Genomic DNA, 20,719 nt, shown 5'->3' on the forward strand with positions numbered 1-20,719 from the left:
ATGATCACGTACCCTCGATCGGGTGACCATTGACGAACAGGTCGTGCTCGTGAACGCCGAAGGCGAGGCCATCGGCACCGCCCCCAAGTCCGTCGTGCACGGTGCCGACACGCCCCTGCACCTGGCGTTCTCCTGCTATGTCTTCGACGGCGAGGGAAGGGTCCTGCTGACCCGGCGCGCGTCTCACAAGCGCACCTGGCCGGGGGTGTGGACGAACAGCTGCTGCGGGCACCCGTTGCCGGGCGAGGCCCCCGTGGACGCGGTGGTCCGCAGGCTCGCGTACGAGCTCGGCCTCACGGCCGACAGCCTCGACCTGATGCTCCCCGCGTTCGCCTACCGCGCGGTCATGGAGGACGGCACGGTGGAGCACGAGATGTGCCCCGTCTACCGGGCCATCATCTCCGGCGATTCGCGGCCCAACCCGGACGAGGTCGGGGAGACCCGGTGGATGCCGTGGAAGGAGTTCACCGGCGACGTCATGAGCGGCCTGCTCGCGATCTCCCCCTGGTGTGGTGAGCAGGTGCCGCTCCTCACCGCTCTCGGCGCCGACCCCTCCACCTGGGAACCCGCGGACCCTGCGGACCTGCCTCCGGCGGCCAGAAGCCCCCGGTAGTTCACCGCATGCGAAGAAGCGCCCGGGTTCGAGACCCGGGCGCTTCTCCTCTGCTTATGCCGGCGGCTGCTGCTATGTCGGCGGCGGCCCCGCGCCCGGTGCTCGCGCGCGGCCGCCGGCGTGTCAGCGCTCGATCTCGCCGCGGATGAACTTCTCGACGGACTCGCGGGCGTCGTCGTCGGAGTACTGCTCCGGCGGCGACTTCATGAAGTAGGACGAAGCCGACAGGATCGGCCCCCCGATGCCGCGGTCCATGGCGATCTTGGCGGCGCGCACAGCGTCGATGATGACGCCGGCGGAGTTCGGGGAGTCCCAGACCTCCAGCTTGTACTCGAGGTTCAGCGGGGTGTCGCCGAAGGACTTGCCCTCAAGGCGGACGTAGGCCCACTTGCGGTCGTCCAGCCACGGCACGTGGTCCGACGGGCCGATGTGGACGTCGGCCTTGGCCATCTCGTGCGGGATCTGCGACGTGACGGACTGCGTCTTGGAGATCTTCTTGGACTGGAGCCGCTTGCGCTCCAGCATGTTCATGAAGTCCATGTTGCCGCCGAAGTTGAGCTGGTACGTGCGCAGCAGCTCGACCCCGCGGTCCTCGAAGAGCTTCGCCATGACCCGGTGGGTGATGGTGGCGCCGACCTGGGACTTGATGTCGTCTCCGACGATCGGGACGCCGGCGTCGGTGAACTTCTTCGCCCAGACCGGGTCGGAGGCGATGAAGACCGGAAGCGCGTTGACGAAGGCGACGCCCGCGTCGATGGCGCACTGGGCGTAGAAGCGGTCGGCCTCCTCGGAGCCCACGGGAAGGTAGGACACCAGGACGTCGACCCTGGCCTCCTTGAGCACCGCGACCACGTCGGCCGGAGTCTCGTCGGACTCCTCGATCATCTCGCGGTAGTACTCCCCGAGACCGTCATAGGTGGGGCCACGCTGCACGGTGACGCCCGTGGGCGGCACGTCGCAGATCTTGATCGTGTTGTTCTCCGAGGCCACGATCGCCTCGGACAGGTCGCGCCCGACCTTCTTGGCATCGACGTCGAACGCCGCGACGAACTCCACGTCACCGACGTGGTAGTCGCCGAACTGGACGTGCATCAGGCCCGGCACCCGGCTGGCGGGGTCGGCGTCCTTGTAGAACTGCACGCCCTGCACCAGCGCCGCGGCACAGTTGCCGACTCCGACGATGGCTACGCGCACGGAACCCATCGCACTCGCTCCTTTACTCGTTCGTCTTATCAGGAACGGGCTCGGCGTCCTGCGCCTCCGCCCTCTCCGCAGTTGGCCGGACGGCTTGCGCTCGTTCGGTATCGATCAGCTCGTTCAGCCAGCGCACTTCACGCTCGACTGATTCCAAACCGTGGCGCTGTAATTCCAGGGTGTAACTGTCCAACCGCTCACGCGTGCGGGCGAGAGCCGTGCGGACCCCGTCGAGTCGCTCTTCCAGGCGGCTTCTGCGACCTTCCAGGATGCGCAGCCGTACCTCGGCCTCCGTGTGGCGGAAGAAGGCGAAGTGGACGCCGAAGCTCTCGTCCTCCCAGGAGGAGGGCCCTGCCTGGGTGAGCAGCTCGTGCAGGCGTTCCTTGCCTTCGGCCGTCAGCTTGTAGACGATCTTCGACCGGCGGCCGGTGAGCGGCAGAGTGGTGTCGCGCGGGCTCTGCGTCGTGGTGCATGGACCGCGCTCGTCCGGCGGCTCCTCCGCGATGAGACCGTCGGCCAGTAGCTGCCGAAGGCACGGATAGAGCGAGCCGTAGGAGAACGCACGAAACATGCCGAGCAGGGCATTGAGCCGTTTCCGCAGCTCATAGCCGTGCAAAGGGGTCTCGTGAAGCGAGCCGAGCACGGCCAGTTCCAGGACTCCGCCTCTGCTTACCGCCACTGGAACCGCCCCCTCTCGCATCGATGTGTTCTGCCGATGTATCGAGTCGATACATCCAGAGGATACGTCGGGTCGGCATAGTGTGCAATCGGCAAAAGCTCAAGCGGTTGGGCGGAATAGCCAAAAAAGTCGTAGTCTGGCGCTCATGTGGTCACAGCGAGGGGTCGTGGACTACGGCCTTGCGAAGCGGGCGACCGTCCAGTCGCTCCGCTCCGGTCGCGCGGCCAGGAGTGACGTGTGTGATGCTCATCCCTACCTTCTGCGTGCCGCCAGATATCACGGTGAGCCCACCGAGCGCGTCTGCCCAATCTGCGAGTACCGGAACGTGACTCATGTCACATATGTGTACGGCGACCAGCTAGGACGCAGTGCGGGTCGCGTAAAAGCCACGTCAGACCTTGTTCAGATGGCCCATGAATACGAGGAATTCCGGGTCTACGTTGTTGAGGTCTGCCAAGGTTGTTCATGGAATCACCTGACGGTTTCCTTCGTCCTAGGCAACGGCGGGCCACCGGGCAACTCCGGCAAAGACGGACAGACCGCCGAGACATAGTCCAGCGCAGTCGAGTCCCCCGGCTCAGGAGGTACGCCTCTCCGCCTGCCGCTGACAGACGTCGAAGACCCTCCAGATCGCCAGATGACCCAACGAGGACGCGTGAGTTACAGCAGCTATGGCTCCGAGCCGACCGGCCGCCCCGACCCAGCCGAGGGCCCCGGCGGATCAGCTCGCCCCGGGCGGCGCCGTCGCTCTGCCCCAGAGGGCGCGCCCGCAGATGGACAGTCGTCACCACGCCCGGCACCCGACCCGGCCGCCGGCAGGCGCGCCGCGCCGCCGCCACAGGGCCGTTCCGGTGACCCAAGGCAGGGCCCGGGCGACCCCCGCTCCCGCCCAGGCTCGCCCGACCCGCGTTCTCGCTCCGGATCCGCGGACCCGCGCCCGCGCCCGGGTCCTGCCGACCCCCGTTCGCGTACCGGGTCCCCCGACCCGCGATCGCGCCCCGATGCCTTCCCGGGGGGCGGCGATCCGCGTCGTGCCCAGGGTGAGCCCCGGGGCCGGCGCTCAGAGGCGGCCTTCGAGGACACCCAGTCCATAGGGCAGTTGCCCCCGCCCGGCCAGGGCACGCCCCGGCGCGACGTCTCCGGCTCGGAGACCGTCGTGAGCCGTGACATGGGCGGCAGGCGAAGCCGCAGGGCACAGGGCGGTCCGGGCGGTCCCGGTGGGCCAGGCGGTCCTGGTGGGCCCGGTGGCATGGGCCCGGGTGACGGGCCTCCCGGTGATGGCCCCGGCAGGCGGCGCATGAGGGACGACGAGCCGCCCGGCCGCACGGGCTGGAGGCGGTTCGTCCCCAACTGGAAGATCGTGATGGTCGGCTTCGCCGTCCTGGCGGCCGGCGTCTTCGGCATGATCGCCGTCGCCTACGCCAACACCCCGCTGCCGAGCGAAAAGGATGCCCAGGAGGCCGCGACCGCCCAGGCCAGCACCTTCTACTACGCGGACGGCTCGGCGATGGCCCGCCTGGGCACCGAGCGCAAGGCCGTCAAGCTCGACGACGTGCCGAAGTACGTCCAGGACGCGGTGGTCGCGGCCGAGAACGACACGTTCTGGACCGACCCCGGCATCTCGCTGTCCGGCATCGCGCGGTCGGCATGGAGCACCGCGACCGGAACACAGCTCCAGGGCGCCTCCACGATCACCCAGCAGATGGCCAGGAACTACTTCAAGGGCCTCAGCCAGGAGGTAGCGATCAAGAGGAAGGTCAAGGAGATCTTCATCGCGATCAAGCTGGACAAGGACTGGGACAAGAAGAAGGTTCTCGAGTACTACCTGAACACCGTCCCCTTCGGTCGCAACACCTATGGCATCGAGGCTGCCGCTCAGAAGTTCTTCGGTCACAGCGTCAAGAAACTGACCAAGGCCGAGGGCGCCTACCTCGCCGGACGCATCCAGCAGCCGGGCAACTTCGACGTCGCCGAGGAGAAGAAGAACTACTCCGGCACCCAGTTCCGCTTCAACTACGTCCTCGGGCAGATGGCGAAGCTGAACCCCAAGGAGTACGGCAACCTCGCGACCACGCTGAAGTTCCCGAAGCCGGACCCTCGCAAGGACTCCCAGGCGTTCGGCGGGCTCCGCGGCTACATGCTGACCGAGGCGCTCAAGGAGCTGGAGTCCAAGGGGCTGCCGCGCTCCGATATCGAGACCGGTGGTTACAAGATCTACACCACCTTCGACAAGAACCTCATGCTCGCCGCGAAGAAGGCGGTCATCCAGACCACCAGCGGCCTGCCCAAGGAGGTCCACACCGGCCTCGCCGCCGTCGACCCGCGCAACGGCCGGGTGGTCGCCTTCTACGGAGGCAACAACTACCTGGGCAAGCACCCCGACCAGTTCAACGAGGCCTTCCAGGCGCGCAAGCAGGCGGCGTCGGCGTTCAAGCCGTACGTGCTGGCGGCGTGGCTGGAGGCGGGCCACAGCCTGAAGAGCTACGTGAGCGGCAAGCAGCCGCTCAAGCTCGAAGGCACGACGCCGATCTCCAACGGCCACTCGACGCCCGCCTCGATGGACATCATCTACGCGACGCAGCACTCCATCAACACGGCCTTCGGCCAGATGGGCGCGGAGGTCGGGCTGGACGCCGTCAAGCGCATCGCCGAGGAGGCCGGCCTGAGCAAGGACAGCCTCGACAAGGACGTCAACGACCACCGCTTCCTGTTCTCCATCGGCAGCGCCGGCGTGACCCCCGTCGAGCAGGCCGGCGGGTACTCCATCTTCGCCAACAACGGCAAGCACTTCCCGACCCACACGGTCATCAGGGTGATCAATCAGCAGAAGGTCGAGGTCATCCCCGAGGACAAGACGCCCAAGCAGGTCATCTCCGAAGAGGTGGCCGCGGACGCCATCGTCGCGCTGCAGTCCGTGGTCAAGGGCGGCACCGGTACGGCGGCCGCCCTGGCCGACCGTCCGGTCGCGGGCAAGACCGGTACGAACAATGACAACAAGGAAGCCTGGTTCGTCGGTTTCACCCCGCAGCTCTCGTCGGCGGTCGGCATGTACAAGGAAGACCGCAAGACCGGCGCCGAGCTGTCCCTGGGCAACAACTTCGACGGAGGCACCGTCCCCGCCCGCGTCTGGCGGGCGTTCATGTCCGAGGCCATGAAGGGCCAGAAGGTCGAGGAGTTCCCCCCGCCGACGAACATCGGCTCGCCGCTCGACCTCGCGCCCAAGCCGGCCCCGACGCCCACCCCCACGCCGACCGAGCCGGGGTTCCCCGACGACAACGGCTGGCCGAACGACAACGGAGGCGGGGACCATGGCGGCGGCGACAACGGCGGCGGCGGTTGCCTTCCCTGGGACGACGCCTGCAACAACGGAGGCGGCGATCCGATGAACCAGGGCGACGCCACGGGCAGCACCAAGACCACGCCGCCCCCGCCCACACCCTCACCGACGCCCACAGGCGGGCGACGCTCGACGCCCACTCCCACCCGGTGATCGAATAACGCCATGAGCCGATCGACGTACGCCCCAGGTCCCGCAGGCCCCGTCGCGCGTGCCGTGCTGCCCTTGGTTCCCGTGGGGCTGCTCGCGGCCCTCGGGGCCGTGCTGGCGTACGCCTGGAAGGCGCCGTGCCGGTTCGGCGGGGCGTGGAACGACGGCACCCAGCAGTTCCTCAACTTCTGCTACACCGACATCTATCCGCTGTGGTGGAACGAGAAGCTCGACCAGGGGCTCGCGCCGTACTTCGGCCACGACGTGGAGTATCCCGTCGGCATCGGCTCCCTGATGTGGGTCATCCAGAAGATCGTGTCCGGGCTGAACGAGCCGGGGGTCTGGTTCTACGACCTCACCGTGCTCGTCATGGCGGCGTCGCTGATCGTCGGAGTCCTGGTCATGGCGTCGCTGGCCGGGATGCAGGGCCGTCCCTGGGACGCCGCCTGGTACGCGCTGGCGCCCGCGCTCATCCTCACGGCGTTCATCAACTGGGACCTGCTGTGCGGGGCCCTCAGCCTGGGGGCCTTCCTCGCGTGGTCCAGGAACAGGCACTTCCTGGCCGGGGTGCTGCTGGGCCTGGCGATCGCCACGAAGTTCTACCCGCTCGTCTTCTTCGGCCCGCTGTTCCTGCTGGCGCTGCGCACCCGCAGGTTCCAGGCCTTCTTCTGGACGCTCGGCGGCACCGTGATCACCTGGGTGGTGGTGAACCTGCCGTTCATGGTGCTGGCGTTCAAGGGCTGGAAGAAGTTCTACGCCTTCAGCAGCGAGCGCGGAGCCGACTGGGGATCGCTCTGGTACTTCTTCCAGATGAAGCAGTGGCCGATCCTCGGGGACGCGAGCAGGCTCGACACCCTCGGCATCGTGTCGTTCGGCCTGCTGTGCCTGGCCATCGCCGTGCTGGCGCTGACCTCGCGCACCAGGCCGAGACTGATGCAACTCTGCTTCCTGGTGCTGGCAGCGTTCATGGTGACCAACAAGGTCTGGTCCCCGCAGTACGTGCTGTGGCTGGTGCCGTTCGCGGTGCTGGCCAGGCCGAACTGGAAGCCGCTGCTGCTCTGGCAGGTGGCCGAGTGCTGGTACTTCTTCGCGATCTGGCTCTACCTGGTCGGCATCCAGCCCGGCAACGAGGCTCTCGGGATCAGCGACGGCACGTACTTCACCGCGGTGTGGGGGCGGGCGATCACGATCGCGATCATGGCGGCGTTCGTCGTCAGGGACATCCTGCGGCCCGAGCACGACGTGATCAGGCAAGGCGGCGTGGACGACCCGACCGGGGGCGTCTTCGACGGGGCCGGCGACCGCTTCGTCCTGCGGGTCGCCCCGCGCCCGGCCGACGTCAAGCCGGCGTCGAGCTCGGCCTGACCTTCCTGATCGGAAGTCCAGGATGACCCTCTATTCTCCTGTGTGTGCAGACCTCCCCCCAGGAGACCGATTCCCGGGTGCCCCCGGTGCACCGGTCCGACGGCGATGTGCTGGTCCTGTGGCTCGGATCGCGCCTGGGGACGGTCGTCGCGGCGACGGTGGGGGCGAGCGTGCTGGCGGGGGACAAGCTCCTCACGCCGTTCCTCGAGCGCTGGCAGCACTGGGACGCCAAGCTCCTGGTGGACATCGCGAAGTACGGCTATGACGGGAACCCGGCCGCCGATCCCGACGCCGGTCTGCCGGCCTTCTTCCCCGGGATGCCCCTCGCCCTGCGCCTGGTCCATGTGATCGTGCCCGACTGGTCGCTCGCCGGCCTGCTCATCTCGCTCGTCGCGGGGCTGGTCGCGATGACGGCGCTGGCGAGGCTCGGCGATTTCGAGGGGCCCGAGGGCGCGGGACGGCGGGCCGTGCTGGCGCTGCTGCTCTGCCCCACGGCGGTGTTCCTGTTCGCGGGGTACACCGAGTCGCTCTTCCTGGCCTTCGCGGTGCCCGCCTGGCTCTACGCCCGGCGCCAGAACTGGATGGCGGCAGGGCTGCTCGCCGCCGGCGCCTCGTGCGTGCGCATCACAGGACTGTTCCTCGCGCTGGCTCTCATCGTGGAGTTCGTCATGCGCAGGGGCCGGGCGGGCAAGGCCGCGTGGCTGCTGGTCCCGTTCGTGCCGCTCGTGCTCTACTCCGCGTACCAGCACGGCCGTACGGGCGACTGGCTCGCCTGGCAGCACGCCCAGGAGGCCGGCTGGGGACGTCAGATGGTGTGGCCGTGGCAGTCGTTCTGGACCACCTGGCAGATGGCCGCGGGCGACGGGCAGTTCGTCTGGGCGTTCCGCATGGAGATCGCCGGCGCGCTCGTGGGGTTCGCCGTGGTGATCTGGCTGCTCCTCGCGCGGCGGTGGAGCGAGCTGGTCTACGTCGGCCTCCAGCTCGGAGCGCTGGTCTTCTCGGCGTACTACCTGTCGATCCCGCGCGCCCTGCTGCTGTGGTGGCCGCTCTGGGTCATGCTCGGCCAGGTCTCCACCCGGCGGCGCTCCGTGCTCGTGCTGTACGCGCTGGTGGCGGGGCCGCTCATGGTGCTCAACACCATGACCTTCATGAACGGGGCATGGGCAGGCTGAGGCGCTGAGCCGCAGCCTGTACCCACTTTCCCGGTGGAGTAATCCAGGGACTTATCCACAGGCTGTGGATCAAAGGTGGTCGCGGAGGAAGGCGATGTCGGCCGCCTGGCCATCGCCGGGGGTCTCCACCACGATCGGCGCCCCCGCCGCGCGGCACACGCTCAGGATCAGCTCGGGGTCGATCTGTCCGCTGCCGAGGTTGGCGTGCCGGTCGGCCCCGGAGTCGAAGGCGTCACGAGAGTCGTTGCAGTGCACCAGGTCGATGCGGCCGGTGATGGCCCTGACGCGGTCGACCACGTCGGCGAGCTCCTCGCCGCCGGCGTGGGCGTGGCAGGTGTCCAGGCAGAAGCCGACGTCGAAGCCGTCGAGCGCCTCCCACAGGCGGGCCACGCGCTCCAGCTTGCGCGCCATCGCGTTGCCGCCGCCCGCGGTGTTCTCGATCAGCACCGGGATTGGGGTGTCGAGCCGCTCGAACACCTTGCGCCAGTTGTCGAAGCCGACCTGGGGATCGTCGTCCTTGCCGACGTGGCCGCCGTGCACGATCAGGCCCTTGGCGCCGATCGAGGCCGCGGCCTCGAGCTGGCTCGCCAGAAGCTTGCGGCTGGGGATGCGGATGCGGTTGTTCGCGGTCGCCACGTTGATCACGTAGGGCGCGTGGACGTAGACGTCGACCTCCGACGCCTGGAGGGCGCCCGCGGCGGCCGGGATGACCGGCCCCTTCCAGCCCTGGGGATCACCGAGGAAGAACTGGACGACCTCGGCCTTTCGCGCCGTGGCGTGGGCCAAAGGGTCGTCTTGGTCGACGTGAGCTCCGATACGCACCATGAGACGAGCGTAGCCGTTTCAAGAACCGGCCCAGGGGCAGGTGGAGCGCCGGGTTGGTACGCCCAGAAACCCGCGTACCGTGAGACATAGGAGACGACTGTGGCCTATCCCCGCCGCGGAATCAGCCTGTTAGGCCTGATCTACATTCTCATCGGCATCTACGTCGCTTGGGTCCACGACTACATCACGCCCAGCCTGCTCAAGAAGATCGCCCAAGCCCTGCTCGCTGTCTTCCTCTGGTTCCTCATCCTGCTCGGCGTCGACCTTCATATCGGGGGCTGAGATCGCGTCCGCCCACCTGGCACGCCGACGGGGGCGCCTCGGGGGGCTCCCCGTCGTTCGTGCCGGCCGTGGCGTCACCGTCAGGGAATGAACCCGCCGTGGTAGATGCCCGTCGCCACGCCGACGAACGACATGACGATGGCGACGATGTTGACCGAGCGCTCAGCGGTCGTCGCGGAGACGTACTGTGAGTACATCCCGACGACGAACCCCACCACTCCGGCCCAGGACGCGGCCATGTGGGCGCTGACGACGAGTCCGCTGACGAACGCCACCAGACCGCAGGCGAACGCGACCATGGTCAGGGTGTTCTCGCGGGTGTGCTTCCTGCCGTCGGAGTTGAGCGTGAGCCGGAAGGGCTCGCGCTCGGTAGGGCCAAGGGCTTGTGGCATGGCGGCCACCTCCTCTCTTCTCTCCGTGACGTTCCCCTTACGGGCGGCGGACAATCGCGACGAGGCAGTCGGCCGGTCCTGGTAGACTTCTGGGGCCGCGTTTGTTATGTGCGTGTTATCAACCGCGCTAGTCGCTCCGCCACCGAAGGCGGCACGAGAACGCCGGCGTCCTCCTGTCACGGCATGGTGTCGTGACCGCAAGAGTCCAGAGGAGGTTGGAAGTCCGCATGCGTCGTTACGAACTGATGGTCATCCTTGACCCGTCCCTCGATGAGCGCACGGTGACTCCCTCGCTCGACCAGTTCCTCACGGTCGTCCGCAATGACGGCGGCACCGTGGAGAAGGTCGACGTGTGGGGTCGTCGCCGGCTGGCCTACGACATCATCAAGAAGTCCGAGGGCATCTACGCCGTCGTCGACCTCACGGCCGAGCCGGCCACGGTCAAGGAGCTCGACCGGCAGCTCAACCTGAACGAGGGCATCCTGCGTACCAAGGTGCTGCGTCCCGACATGCACTGAGCGGCTTCGGGTCATGCCGAAGCCCGGCTTTTTGTCGGGCGGTAGCCGTACTCTGAGGCCCAACAGGCTGCGCAGATTCATGCAGGAAGGCGAAAGCGACCGATGGCAGCAGGCGACACAACGATCACCATCGTCGGCAACCTTGTCGACGACCCCGAGCTGCGTTTCACCCCTTCGGGGCAGGCCGTGGCCCGGTTCCGCATCGCATCCACTCCGCGGTTCATGGACAAACAGACCAACGAGTGGAAGGACGGCGAGAGCCTCTTCCTGACCTGCAACGTGTGGCGACAGGCGGCGGAGAACGTCGCCGAGAGCCTCCAGCGCGGCATGCGGGTCATCGTTCAGGGGCGGCTGCGCCAGCGGTCGTATGAGACCAAGGAAGGCGAGAAGCGCACCGTCTACGAGGTCGAGGCCGACGAGGTCGGCCCGTCCCTCCGCAATGCCACGTGCAAGGTCAACAAGACCGCGCGGCAGGGCGGCGGTGGCGGCGGGTTCGGCGGCGGAGCCGACGACCCGTGGGCCTCGGCCACTCCGGCACCTCCGGGTGGCGGCGGCTACGGCGGCGGTGGCGGCGGTGGCGGTGGCTACAACCAGGGTGGCGGCTTCGGCGGCTCCCACGGTGGTGGCGACCTCAGCGACGAGCCTCCCTTCTGATCAGTAGTTCAATCCCAGTAACCGATCGACCATTCCCGCATCAAGCGGGGCTCTCTTAGGAGGAGCACCACGATGGCGAAGCCGGCACTGCGCAAGCCGAAGAAAAAGGTTTGCCTGTTCTGCCATGACAAGATCTCCTACGTCGACTACAAGGACACGGCGCTGCTTCGGAAGTTCATCTCCGACCGCGGCAAGATCCGTGCCCGCCGGGTGACGGGCAACTGCACCCAGCACCAGCGTGACGTGGCGACCGCGATCAAGAATGCCCGTGAGATGGCCTTGCTGCCGTACACGAGCACCGCGCGCTGACAGGAGGCGGAGACATGAAACTCATTCTCACCAACGAGGTCTCGGGCCTCGGCGCCCCCGGTGACATCGTCGAGGTCAAGGACGGCTACGGCCGCAACTACCTGATCCCGCGCGGGTTCGCCATGCGCTGGACCCGTGGCGGCGAGAAGCAGATCGAGTCCATCAAGAAGGCGCGCGACGCCCGCGAGATCCGTGACCTCGGCACCGCCAAGGAGGTCGCCGGCAGGCTCGGCTCCCTCCGGGTGACGCTGAAGACCCGGGCGGGCGACTCCGGCCGCCTGTTCGGCTCGGTGACGACCGGTGACATCGCCGACGCGGTCAAGGCCGCCGGCGGTCCGCTGCTCGACCGTCGCCGCATCGAGATCACGAACGCGATCAAGAGCGTTGGCTCCCACCGCGTCTCGGTCCGGCTGCACCCCGAGGTCGCGGCCAACCTCGACGTCGAGGTCGTCGGCAACTGAGCGACCAGCTCGCGACGTAAAAGGAAGGGTCCCTCCCGATCCGGGAGGGACCCTTCGCCGTGTTCGGGCCGCCCTGGACGTACCGCCGAGGTCGCCGCGGGCCCGCTCAGAGCCGCCGCCAGGTGACGGTACGGCCCTCACGGCGGGCAATGGCGCCGCCGGAGTTCCACCTGCGTTGGGGCTGTAAGTGGTAATGCGTCGTACCAGATATCCTGAGCGACGAATTCCCTCGGGTACACCCCCTTCTGGAGGCCAGAATGCTCCGTCCCTCGATGCTGCTGGCGCTCGGCGCCCTCGCGACGGCGGCGGTGGCGTGCGCTCCGGCCTCCGACACCTCCTCCCCGTCGGGTACGACCACCGCCGCCCCCTCCGCGTCGGAGTCCTGCGCCAAGGACCAGCTCAAGCTGCTCAAGCCGGGCACCTTGACCATCGGCACCGACAAGCCCGCCTACGAGCCGTGGTTCAAGGACGACAAGCCGGCGAACGGCCAGGGCTTCGAGAGCGCCGTGGCCTACGCCGTGGCGAACAAGCTCGGCTTCGCGACCAGTGACGTCTCCTGGACGGTCGCCCCGTTCAACTCCGCCTTCGCGCCCGGCCAGAAGCAGTTCGACTTCGACGTCAACCAGGTGTCCATCACCCCGGCACGGGCCAAGGCGGTCGACTTCAGCGACGGTTACTACACCGTCAAGCAGGCCGCCGTCTCACTGGGTGACTCGAAGTTCGCCTCTGCCGCCTCGCTCGCCGACCTCAAGGACGCCAAGATCGGCGTCCAGGTCGGCACGACGTCCCTCCAGGCCGTGAAGGACGTCATCAAGCCCACCGCCGAGCCGAACGTCTACAACGAGCAGATCGACGCGGTGACCGCGCTGAAGAACAAGCAGGTCGACGCCCTGGTGGTCGACCTGCCGACCGCGTTCTACGTCACCGCCGCGCAGGTCGAGGGCTCGAAGATCGTCGGCCAGTTCGGCAGCGGCTCCGGTACGCCCGAGCAGTTCGGCCTGGTCCTCCAGAAGGGCAGCCCGCTGGTGAGCTGCGTGAACAAGGCGATCGGGGAGCTCACCTCCTCCGGCGAGCTGGCGAAGATCGAGTCCCAGTGGCTCGGCTCCGCGGCCGGTGCGCCGGAGCTGCAGTGAGCGATCCGTCCGGCGTCGGCTCCGTCGATCGCGGCGGGACACCGATGGACCTGTCCGGCGGTCCCGCCGAGGGGTGGGCCAAGAGCGACCGTCAGCGTGAGCGTGAGCGGCTCCGCCGCCGCATTGACATGCGGTCGAGCTCGGTCGCCACCGCCTCCACGGTGGTGTTCATCGTGCTGGTGTTCTGGCTGGTCACCGCCTCGCCGGGCTGGCCCAGGGTCAAGGAGACCTTCTTCGACCTCGGGCAGTTCACCGGCGCGTTCCCCGACGTGCTCTGGGGCTTCCTGCTCAACATCAAGATCTTCCTGATCGCCGAGCCGCTGATCCTGATCGTGGGCCTGGTGGTCGCGCTCGTGCGCAACCTGCATGCGCCGGTGTTCTTCCCGCTGAGAGCCCTCGCCGTCCTGTACACCGACGTCTTCCGCGGCGTGCCGACGATCCTGGTCATCTACCTGGTGGGATTCGGGCTGCCCGCGCTGCAGTTGCAGGGCATGCCGACCGACTTCGCCACCTTGGGGATCATCGCGCTGACGCTCTCGTACGGCGCCTACGTCGCCGAGGTGTTCAGGTCGGGCATCGACTCCGTGCATCCCAGCCAGCGTTCCGCCGCGCGATCCCTCGGGCTCACCCACGGCCAGACGATGCGGTTCGTCGTGCTGCCCCAGGCCGTACGCCGGGTCGTGCCGCCGCTGCTCAACGACTTCGTCTCGCTGCAGAAGGACACCGCCCTGGTGGCGACGATCGGGCCGCTGGAGGCGCTGCGCCAGGCGCAGATCCACGCCGCCGAAAGCTTCAACTACACCCCCTACCTCGCGGCGGCGCTGCTGTTCATCCTGCTGACGATCCCGATGGCCCGTTTCACCGACTACCTGTCGGCCCGTTCACAGAGGCGGCGAGGCGTGTGAGCGAGCGCACCACAGGGCAGGGCCTGCTGGAGATCGAGGGCGTCTGGAAGCACTACCACCGGCACAGCGTGCTGCGCGGCATCGACCTGTCGGTGGACTCCCACGAGGTCGTCTGCCTGATCGGCGCCTCGGGCTCGGGCAAGTCCACCCTGCTGCGCTGCGTCAACCTGCTCGAAACCGTGGACGACGGTGCGATCCTGCTCGACGGCACCGAGATCACCGACGTGCGGGCGAACCCTGACGACGTGCGCAAGCGCATCGGCATGGTCTTCCAGTCCTACAACCTCTTCCCCTACATGACCGTTCTGGAGAACATCACGCTCGCGCCGAGGAAGGTGCACGGCATCGGCAGGGCGCAGGCCGAGGAGCAGGCCCGCGAGCTGCTCTCGCGGTTCGGCCTGGACGGCAGGGCCGGGGCCTACCCCGACCGGCTGTCCGGCGGCCAGCAGCAGCGGGTGGCCATCATCAGGGCGCTGGCCACCCGTCCCCGCCTGCTCCTGCTCGACGAGGTGACCTCGGCTCTCGACCCGGCGCTGGTCGCCGAGGTGCTGGAGATCATCCGCGAGCTCAAGGAGTCGGGGATGACGATGATCCTCGCGACGCACGAGATGGGCTTCGCCCGCGACATCGCCGACAAGGTGTGCTTCCTGGACGAAGGCGTCCTGCTGGAGCAGGGCACGGCCGAGCAGATCTTCACAGATCCCCGGGAGCCCCGCACCCGGGAGTTCCTCCGCCGGGTGCTCGACGCCCGTCGCATATGAGCACAGCGCACACGACGGTGGCGTACGGGAGGCGTGCGCGGGGCCGGTCAGCCGCCGGTGACCAGCCACGCGCGGCCGTACGCGCGCAGCCAGAGGGTGACCGCCCGGGCGGCCATCCACGCGACGAAGGCCAGCCACAGCGCCACGAGGCCGCCGCCGAGGTGCACCACGCCGAAGACCGCCGGGAGATAGACGATCGTGGTGAGCGCGGAGGCCCAGGCGAGGTAGCGCCGGTCGCCCGCTCCGATCAGCACACCGTCGAGGACGAACACCACGCCGGCCAGCGGCTGGAGCAGCGCGACTATCCACAGCACCGCCACGAGCTCGGCGCTCACGTCGGGGTCGGCGCCGAACAGGTGGGGGATGGCGGGACGCAGGAGGAGGATCGCGAGCCCGAGGAACACCCCGTACCCGATGCCCCAGGTCACCATGGTGCGCGTGGCGGCACGGGTCCGCCGGACGTCCCCTGCGCCGAGGGCGCGCCCGGTGATCGCCTGCCCGGCGATCGCGATGGCGTCGAGGGCGAAGGCCAGCAGGGACCAGATCTGCGTCGCGATCGAGTGGGCAGCGAGCTGGGCGATTCCCATGCGGGTGGCGACGGCCGTCGCGACGATCAGCACCACGCGCAGGCAGACCGTGCGGATCAGCAGCGCGATGCCCGCCGTGCCCGAGTCTCTGATCCCCGCCGGGTCCGGCTTCAGCGAGACCCGGTGCTCGCGGGCCGCCCTGGCCGCGACGACCAGGTAGACCGCCGCGCCGAGACCCTGGGCGAGGACGGTGCCCCAGGCGGACCCCGCGATGCCCCAGTGGAGCACGAGCACGAACACGGCGTTCAGCACCGCGTTGAGCGTGAACGAGCCGATGGCGACGGCCAGCGGGGTCACCGTGTCCTGCAGGCCGCGCAGGATGCCCGTGCCGGCCAGGATGACCAGCATGGGCGGGGTGCCCAGCAGGCTGATCCGCAGGTACGTCACCGCCTGCCCGGCCACGCCGGGGGAGGCGCCGAACAGCTCGACGATCCACGGGGCGAGCGGCCAGCACGTCACGATCAGCGCCAGGCCGATGGCCGCGGCGAGCCAGAGCCCGTCGATGCCCTGTTTGACGGCCCGTGCGAGGTTCCCCGCGCCCGCCTGCCTCGCCACCGCCGCGGTGGTGCCGTACGCCAGGAAGACGCAGACGTTCACCAGGGTGGTCAGGGCGGTGCCCGCGATGCCGAGCGCGCCGAGCGAGGTCGTGCCGAGACGGCCGACGATGGCGTAGTCCACGAGGATGAAGAGTGGCTCGGCCACCAGGGCGCCGAAGGCGGGAATGGCGAGCCTGAGGATCTCCCGGCTTCCGACGTGGGGGGTAAGAGTCACTTGTCCATCTTGCCCCTTACGTGGCCATGGTTGAGACCGGGACGGGCGAGTATCCACGTGTCGTGCCGACTTTCTTTTCTCCACAGCTCGTGGACATCGTTTCCCCTGCTCAGTAGGGGGTCTGAGGTTATGCACATCGGTTATCCACAGGGTTGTCCCCAGCGTGCCCACATCTCGTGACGAGAACTGCACACGTTATCCACAGGCTTGTCGACAGGGCGCGTTGCCGGTTCGTTCAGAACCGGCGAAACTGTCACCCCGGCTACTGCGGGGGTGGCACGGGAGTAAGAAGGAGGCGGCCGGATGAGCAGTGAAGTGGTCCCCGCCTTCGACGCACCCTTCGAGCGCACACCCCCCAGCAACATCGAGGCCGAGCAGTCGGTGCTGGGCGGCATGCTGCTGTCCAAGGACGCCATCGCCGACGTGGTCGAGGTGCTCCGCTCCGACGACTTCTACCGCCCCGCGCACCAGATCATCTACGACGCCATCCTCGATCTGTACGGGCGGGGCGAGCCGGCGGACGCGGTGACGATCTTCGGCGAGCTGTCCAAGCGCGGTGAGATCGCGCGCGTGGGCGGCGGCGCTTACGTCCACACCCTGACCGCCGTGGTCCCCACGGCGGCGAACGCCGGCTACTACGCCAAGATCGTTCGGGAGCAGGCGATCCTGCGGCGGCTCATCGAGGCCGGCACCCGCATCGTCTCCTACGGGTACGGCGGGCAGAACGAAGAGGTCGACGAGCTGGTCGACCGGGCCCAGGCCGAGATCTACGCGGTCACCGAGCGCCGCACCAGCGAGGACTACCGCCCACTGTCCGAGATCATGCCGGGCGCGCTCGACGAGATCGAGGCCATCGGCAGCCGGAGCGGCCAGATGGTCGGCGTCCCGACCGGCTTCCAGGACCTGGACGCCCTCATGAACGGCCTCCACCCCGGCCAGATGATCGTCGTGGCGGCCCGTCCCGCCATTGGCAAGTCGACGCTGGGGCTGGATTTCGCCAGATCTGCTGCTATCAAGCACCATATGGCGACTGTTGTGTTCTCTCTGGAAATGTCCCGTAATGAGATCACGATGCGCCTGCTGTCGGCCGAGGCGCGGGTCGCCCTGCACACGATGCGATCCGGCACGATGAGCGACGACGACTGGACCCGCCTCGCGCGCCGCATGAGCGAGGTCGCCGAGGCCCCGCTGTTCATCGACGACTCGCCCAACATGTCGATGATGGAGATCCGCGCCAAGTGCCGCCGCCTCAAACAGCGTCACGACCTGCGCTTCGTCATCGTCGACTACCTGCAGTTGATGAGCTCGCCGAAGAAGACCGAGAGCCGCCAGCAGGAGGTCTCGGAGATCTCCCGTGCCCTCAAGCTCCTCGCCAAGGAGTTGGAGGTGCCCGTCATCGCGATCTCCCAGCTCAACCGTGGCCCCGAGCAGCGCACCGACAAGCGCCCCCAGGTGTCCGACCTGCGCGAGTCCGGTTGCCTGACCGCCGGAACGCGCATCATGCGGGCCGACACCGGCGCCGAGATCTCTCTCGGCGAGTTGCTGGAGTCCGGCGCACGTGACATTCCCGTGTGGTCGCTAGATGAGAGGCTCAAGCTGGTTCCTCGCACCATGACCCACGCATTCCGTAGCGGGGTGAAAGAAGCATTCCGGGTCCGGTTGACGTCAGGCCGCGAGGTCGAGGCGACGGCGAACCACCCCTTCCTCACGTACGACGGGTGGCGCCCGCTGGGTGATTTGAAGCCTGGTACAAGAGTCGCCGTGCCTCGCCACGTCCCGCCCCCTCTAGATGCCCGGGAGTGGGAGCCGGACGAGTTGATCCTTCTTGCCCATCTGATAGGTGATGGTTCCTTCTTGCGGCGGCAGCCTGTCCGTTACGCCAGCACTGATGAAGAGAACCTCGAAGCCGTTTCCGCGGCGGCACGCCGCAGGTTCGGCATAAACGGAGTGCGTGACAATCACGAGGCCGCACGATGCACATCGCTTCGGCTTCCGGCTCCGTACCGCTTGACGCATGGCAAACGCAATCCGATAGCCGCCTGGCTCGACGACCTTGGGCTCTTCGGACTGCGCAGCCATGAGAAGTTCGTTCCGGCGGAGCTATTGTCTCTCCCCAAGAAACAGATCGCTCTCTTCCTACGGCATCTATGGGCCACGGATGGTTGCGTATGGTGGGATGAGTCGGCTGGTCAGGCACGCGTTTACTACGCTTCTACGAGCCGACGTCTCATCGACGACGTGGCGACCCTTCTGCTGCGCTTCAACGTCATGACGCGAATAAAGACGCACCGTAAGGGTGCCCATCGGCCGGGCTATCAGCTCCACATCTACGGGGCGGAGAATCAAGTACGTTTCTTCGATGAAATCGGAGTGCACGGTGCGCGCGGGGCGGCGGCGACGACATGTGCCGAGCGTCTGAGAGGTATCAAGGGCAACACGAACCTGGACACGGTGCCGAGGGACGTGTGGGACCGTGTGAGGCAGGCTCTGATGGAGCGCGCGATGACCCACCGGGAATTCGCTGCCGCCCTCGGAACCCAGTTCTGTGGAACGACGCTTTGGAAGCATGCTCCCAGCCGTACGAGGTTGAGTAAGATAGCGACGATTCTCGACGATTCCGACCTCGAAATGCTCGCGACGAATGACATTTTCTGGGATGAGATCGCCTCTGTGGAGAGCATCGGAGAACAACCGGTCTACGATGCCACCGTTTTGGGCACCCACAACTTCATTGCCAATGGGATAAGCCTGCATAATTCCATTGAGCAGGATGCCGACGTTGTGATCCTCCTCCACAGGGAGGACGCCTACGAGCGCGAGTCGCCCCGGGCGGGCGAGGCCGACCTCATCGTGGCCAAGCATCGTAACGGCCCCACCGCCACGGTGACGGTCGCCTTCCAGGGCCACTACAGCCGCTTCGTGGACATGGCTCCGCACTGAGCCGACCCCGTCGGAGCACTGACGGTCAGAGCACCACGCGGGCGTGGGAGGTCACGCGGCCGTCGGCCAGTACGTGCAGGGCGAATCCCGGGGGCAGGTCGAAGTCGATCGGGGGCCATGCCGTGGACTCCTGCGGGAGCAGGGCCGTCGAGGCCACGCCCGGCGCGACGTACACCGGAAGGCCGGCGAAGGTCGTCGCGGCGGCGGTGTGCACGTGCCCGACCAGGAGGCCCACGACCTGGGGATGCGCGTGGAGCACCTCCTCCAGGCGCTCGGGCTCCTTGAGCCCGATCTCGTCGACGTAGGGGATGCCGACCGGCACCGGCTGGTGGTGCATGCCGACGAGGACCGGCGCGCCGGAGGACTCCAGCACCTCGGCGAGCCACCGCAGGGTCTCGTCGTCGAGGTAACCGTCGTCGCGGCCCGGGATGCTGGAGTCGCACAGGGCGATCGTTGCGTCGCCCAGCCGCAGCACCTGGTTGACGGGCGCACTCGAGCCGGCCTCGCCGAGCAGCACCTTGCGGAACTCCGGCCTGCTGTCGTGGTTCCCGGGACAGATGATCGTCGGGTACGGGAACCGCAGCAGATCGCGGGCGGTCTCGTACTCCTCCGCGGTCCCGTGGTCGGCGATGTCACCGGTCACCAGCACGGCGTCGATCGGCCCAGGGAGGCCGGAGATATGGCGTACGACCCGCTCGACGCGCTCGGCACTCCGCGCGGAGCCGTCGAGGTGGACATCGCTGACATGGACCAGTGTGATCATGACATCAAGGCTTTCACAACGGCCGCTTTCGCCGCTGTTCCGATCGGAAGACGCTCATGCCGGGGGCCGCGGCGCAGCCGACCTGAGGATCTCCGCGGTCAGGTGGTCGGCGGGGAAGAAGGACTCGATGGCCAGCTCGGCGACGGTGATGTCCAGCGGAGTGCCGAAGGCCGCGATCGTGCTGAAGAACGCGAGCTCGTGACCTTCGTGGCGGAGGCGTAGCGGTACCACGATCTCACCGGGGCCCGGCATCTCCACCTCCGGCTCCGGCTGGTCGCAGGGGTAGGAGCGGAGCTCCTCGTGGAGGGCCTCAAGCTGTGGATCGGCGGTGAGCGCTATCTGGCGCCGCAGCCGTCCGAGCAGGTGACCCCGCCACTCGCCGAGGTTGACGATGTGGGGTGCCATGCCCTCGGGGTGCAGGCTGGCCCGCAGCACGTTGGCGGGGGCCGCCAGCAGGTCGGGCGACGCGAGCCGGGTGAACAGCGAAAGGCTCGCGTTGGCGTCGACGAGGTTCCAGCGCCCGTCCACCACGACCGCGGGATAGGGCTCGTGACCGGTGAGTATCTGCCTCAGAGCCTTGCGCACGGCCGTCATCTGGGGCGCGTCCAGTGTGGTCTCCGAGAACACGGGAGCGAACCCGGCGGCGAGGAGCAGGCGGTTGCGCTCGCGCAGCGACAGGTCGAGCTCCTCCGACAGGTGGAGGACCATCTCGCGGCTCGGGTTCGACCGCCCGGTCTCAAGGAAGCTCAGGTGGCGGGTCGAGATGTCGGCCTGGATGGCCAGGTCGAGCTGGCTGAGCCTGCGATGCTCGCGCCACTGGCGCAGGAGCTCGCCTACGGGCCGCTGGGAGAGCGCCGTGGTCGTCATGGTGCGAGGCTATTCGCTCGGGTCACCAGCCGCGATTACGT

Annotated in this window: 21 protein-coding genes; 14 read left to right on the forward strand and 7 right to left on the reverse strand. The window is 67.9% G+C overall.

Annotated elements, in window-relative coordinates:
- Positions 1 to 22 precede the first annotated feature (22 nt).
- Positions 23 to 613 (forward strand): isopentenyl-diphosphate Delta-isomerase, encoded by a 591-nt coding sequence (idi, locus tag ACOZ38_RS00180; protein ID WP_424527780.1) that lies wholly within the window; start codon positions 23 to 25, stop codon positions 611 to 613.
- 123 nt (positions 614 to 736) lie between these two features.
- Here the strand turns inward: idi and ACOZ38_RS00185 are convergent, their stop codons facing one another.
- Positions 737 to 1,816 (reverse strand): inositol-3-phosphate synthase, encoded by a 1,080-nt coding sequence (locus ACOZ38_RS00185; protein ID WP_424527782.1) that lies wholly within the window; start codon positions 1,814 to 1,816, stop codon positions 737 to 739.
- Between the two features lie 13 nt (positions 1,817 to 1,829).
- The gene (locus ACOZ38_RS00190; RefSeq protein ID WP_405142881.1) at positions 1,830 to 2,486 is read right to left on the reverse strand and encodes a PadR family transcriptional regulator; all 657 of its coding nucleotides are present in this window, start codon (positions 2,484 to 2,486) and stop codon (positions 1,830 to 1,832) included.
- Between the two features lie 145 nt (positions 2,487 to 2,631).
- Between ACOZ38_RS00190 and ACOZ38_RS00195 the strand changes: the two genes are divergently transcribed.
- The 4 genes from ACOZ38_RS00195 (at position 2,632) to ACOZ38_RS00210 (ending at position 8,510) form a co-directional block, all read left to right on the forward strand.
- On the forward strand, positions 2,632 to 3,039 hold the full coding sequence (locus tag ACOZ38_RS00195) for a DUF5318 family protein (RefSeq protein WP_405142883.1): 408 nt from the start codon (positions 2,632 to 2,634) through the stop codon (positions 3,037 to 3,039).
- A gap of 744 nt (positions 3,040 to 3,783) precedes the next feature.
- Entirely contained in the window at positions 3,784 to 5,976 is a 2,193-nt protein-coding gene (locus ACOZ38_RS00200) for a transglycosylase domain-containing protein (protein ID WP_424527785.1), read from the forward strand.
- Between the two features lie 12 nt (positions 5,977 to 5,988).
- Positions 5,989 to 7,338 carry a glycosyltransferase family 87 protein gene (locus ACOZ38_RS00205; protein WP_405142886.1) on the forward strand — a complete coding sequence of 450 codons (1,350 nt, stop codon included), beginning with the start codon at positions 5,989 to 5,991 and terminating at the stop codon, positions 7,336 to 7,338.
- 44 nt (positions 7,339 to 7,382) lie between these two features.
- Positions 7,383 to 8,510 carry a mannosyltransferase family protein gene (locus ACOZ38_RS00210; protein WP_405142888.1) on the forward strand — a complete coding sequence of 376 codons (1,128 nt, stop codon included), beginning with the start codon at positions 7,383 to 7,385 and terminating at the stop codon, positions 8,508 to 8,510.
- A 69-nt stretch (positions 8,511 to 8,579) separates the two neighbouring features.
- Here ACOZ38_RS00210 and ACOZ38_RS00215 read toward each other — a convergent pair whose 3' ends face one another.
- The gene (locus tag ACOZ38_RS00215) at positions 8,580 to 9,335 is read right to left on the reverse strand and encodes a deoxyribonuclease IV (RefSeq protein WP_424527787.1); all 756 of its coding nucleotides are present in this window, start codon (positions 9,333 to 9,335) and stop codon (positions 8,580 to 8,582) included.
- 99 nt (positions 9,336 to 9,434) lie between these two features.
- On the opposite strand from ACOZ38_RS00215, the gene ACOZ38_RS00220 reads away from it, so the two are divergent.
- Positions 9,435 to 9,617, forward strand: coding sequence for a hypothetical protein (locus ACOZ38_RS00220; RefSeq protein ID WP_405142891.1), 183 nt, complete (start codon positions 9,435 to 9,437; stop codon positions 9,615 to 9,617).
- Between the two features lie 80 nt (positions 9,618 to 9,697).
- On the opposite strand, the gene ACOZ38_RS00225 is transcribed toward ACOZ38_RS00220, so the two are convergent.
- Positions 9,698 to 10,009: a hypothetical protein gene (locus tag ACOZ38_RS00225; RefSeq protein ID WP_424527790.1), complete on the reverse strand. Its 312-nt coding sequence runs from the start codon at positions 10,007 to 10,009 to the stop codon at positions 9,698 to 9,700.
- 227 nt (positions 10,010 to 10,236) lie between these two features.
- Between ACOZ38_RS00225 and rpsF the strand changes: the two genes are divergently transcribed.
- The 7 genes from rpsF to ACOZ38_RS00260 all read left to right on the forward strand — a co-directional run bounded on the left by rpsF (position 10,237) and on the right by ACOZ38_RS00260 (position 14,750).
- Positions 10,237 to 10,527: a 30S ribosomal protein S6 gene (gene rpsF, locus ACOZ38_RS00230; protein WP_358551478.1), complete on the forward strand. Its 291-nt coding sequence runs from the start codon at positions 10,237 to 10,239 to the stop codon at positions 10,525 to 10,527.
- A 102-nt stretch (positions 10,528 to 10,629) separates the two neighbouring features.
- On the forward strand, positions 10,630 to 11,181 hold the full coding sequence (locus ACOZ38_RS00235) for a single-stranded DNA-binding protein (protein WP_424527792.1): 552 nt from the start codon (positions 10,630 to 10,632) through the stop codon (positions 11,179 to 11,181).
- A 72-nt stretch (positions 11,182 to 11,253) separates the two neighbouring features.
- A complete protein-coding gene (rpsR, locus tag ACOZ38_RS00240) occupies positions 11,254 to 11,490 on the forward strand; it encodes a 30S ribosomal protein S18 (protein WP_061256131.1) in 237 nt (78 codons plus the stop codon).
- A 14-nt stretch (positions 11,491 to 11,504) separates the two neighbouring features.
- On the forward strand, positions 11,505 to 11,951 hold the full coding sequence (gene rplI, locus ACOZ38_RS00245; protein ID WP_405142896.1) for a 50S ribosomal protein L9: 447 nt from the start codon (positions 11,505 to 11,507) through the stop codon (positions 11,949 to 11,951).
- A gap of 257 nt (positions 11,952 to 12,208) precedes the next feature.
- Entirely contained in the window at positions 12,209 to 13,084 is an 876-nt protein-coding gene (locus ACOZ38_RS00250) for an ABC transporter substrate-binding protein (RefSeq protein WP_405142898.1), read from the forward strand.
- Positions 13,081 to 13,989 carry an amino acid ABC transporter permease gene (locus ACOZ38_RS00255; protein ID WP_424527796.1) on the forward strand — a complete coding sequence of 303 codons (909 nt, stop codon included), beginning with the start codon at positions 13,081 to 13,083 and terminating at the stop codon, positions 13,987 to 13,989. The genes ACOZ38_RS00250 and ACOZ38_RS00255 overlap by 4 nt, the downstream gene beginning before the upstream one ends.
- The gene (locus tag ACOZ38_RS00260) at positions 13,986 to 14,750 is read left to right on the forward strand and encodes an amino acid ABC transporter ATP-binding protein (RefSeq protein WP_424527798.1); all 765 of its coding nucleotides are present in this window, start codon (positions 13,986 to 13,988) and stop codon (positions 14,748 to 14,750) included. Before ACOZ38_RS00255 ends, ACOZ38_RS00260 begins: the two co-directional genes overlap by 4 nt.
- Positions 14,751 to 14,797: 47 nt before the next feature.
- On the opposite strand, the gene ACOZ38_RS00265 is transcribed toward ACOZ38_RS00260, so the two are convergent.
- Positions 14,798 to 16,108, reverse strand: coding sequence for an MATE family efflux transporter (locus ACOZ38_RS00265; protein WP_424527800.1), 1,311 nt, complete (start codon positions 16,106 to 16,108; stop codon positions 14,798 to 14,800).
- Positions 16,109 to 16,411: 303 nt separating this feature from the next.
- Here ACOZ38_RS00265 and ACOZ38_RS00270 point away from each other — a divergent pair, with 303 nt between their 5' ends.
- A complete protein-coding gene (locus ACOZ38_RS00270; RefSeq protein WP_424527802.1) occupies positions 16,412 to 19,048 on the forward strand; it encodes a replicative DNA helicase in 2,637 nt (878 codons plus the stop codon).
- A 25-nt stretch (positions 19,049 to 19,073) separates the two neighbouring features.
- On the opposite strand, the gene ACOZ38_RS00275 is transcribed toward ACOZ38_RS00270, so the two are convergent.
- Positions 19,074 to 19,811 (reverse strand): phosphodiesterase, encoded by a 738-nt coding sequence (locus ACOZ38_RS00275; RefSeq protein ID WP_424527804.1) that lies wholly within the window; start codon positions 19,809 to 19,811, stop codon positions 19,074 to 19,076.
- 54 nt (positions 19,812 to 19,865) lie between these two features.
- Positions 19,866 to 20,678 (reverse strand): helix-turn-helix domain-containing protein, encoded by an 813-nt coding sequence (locus ACOZ38_RS00280; RefSeq protein WP_424527806.1) that lies wholly within the window; start codon positions 20,676 to 20,678, stop codon positions 19,866 to 19,868.
- Positions 20,679 to 20,719 lie beyond the last annotated feature (41 nt).

It is taken from the genome of Sphaerisporangium viridialbum, assembly GCF_049674955.1.
GTDB lineage: Bacteria > Actinomycetota > Actinomycetes > Streptosporangiales > Streptosporangiaceae > Sphaerisporangium > Sphaerisporangium viridialbum.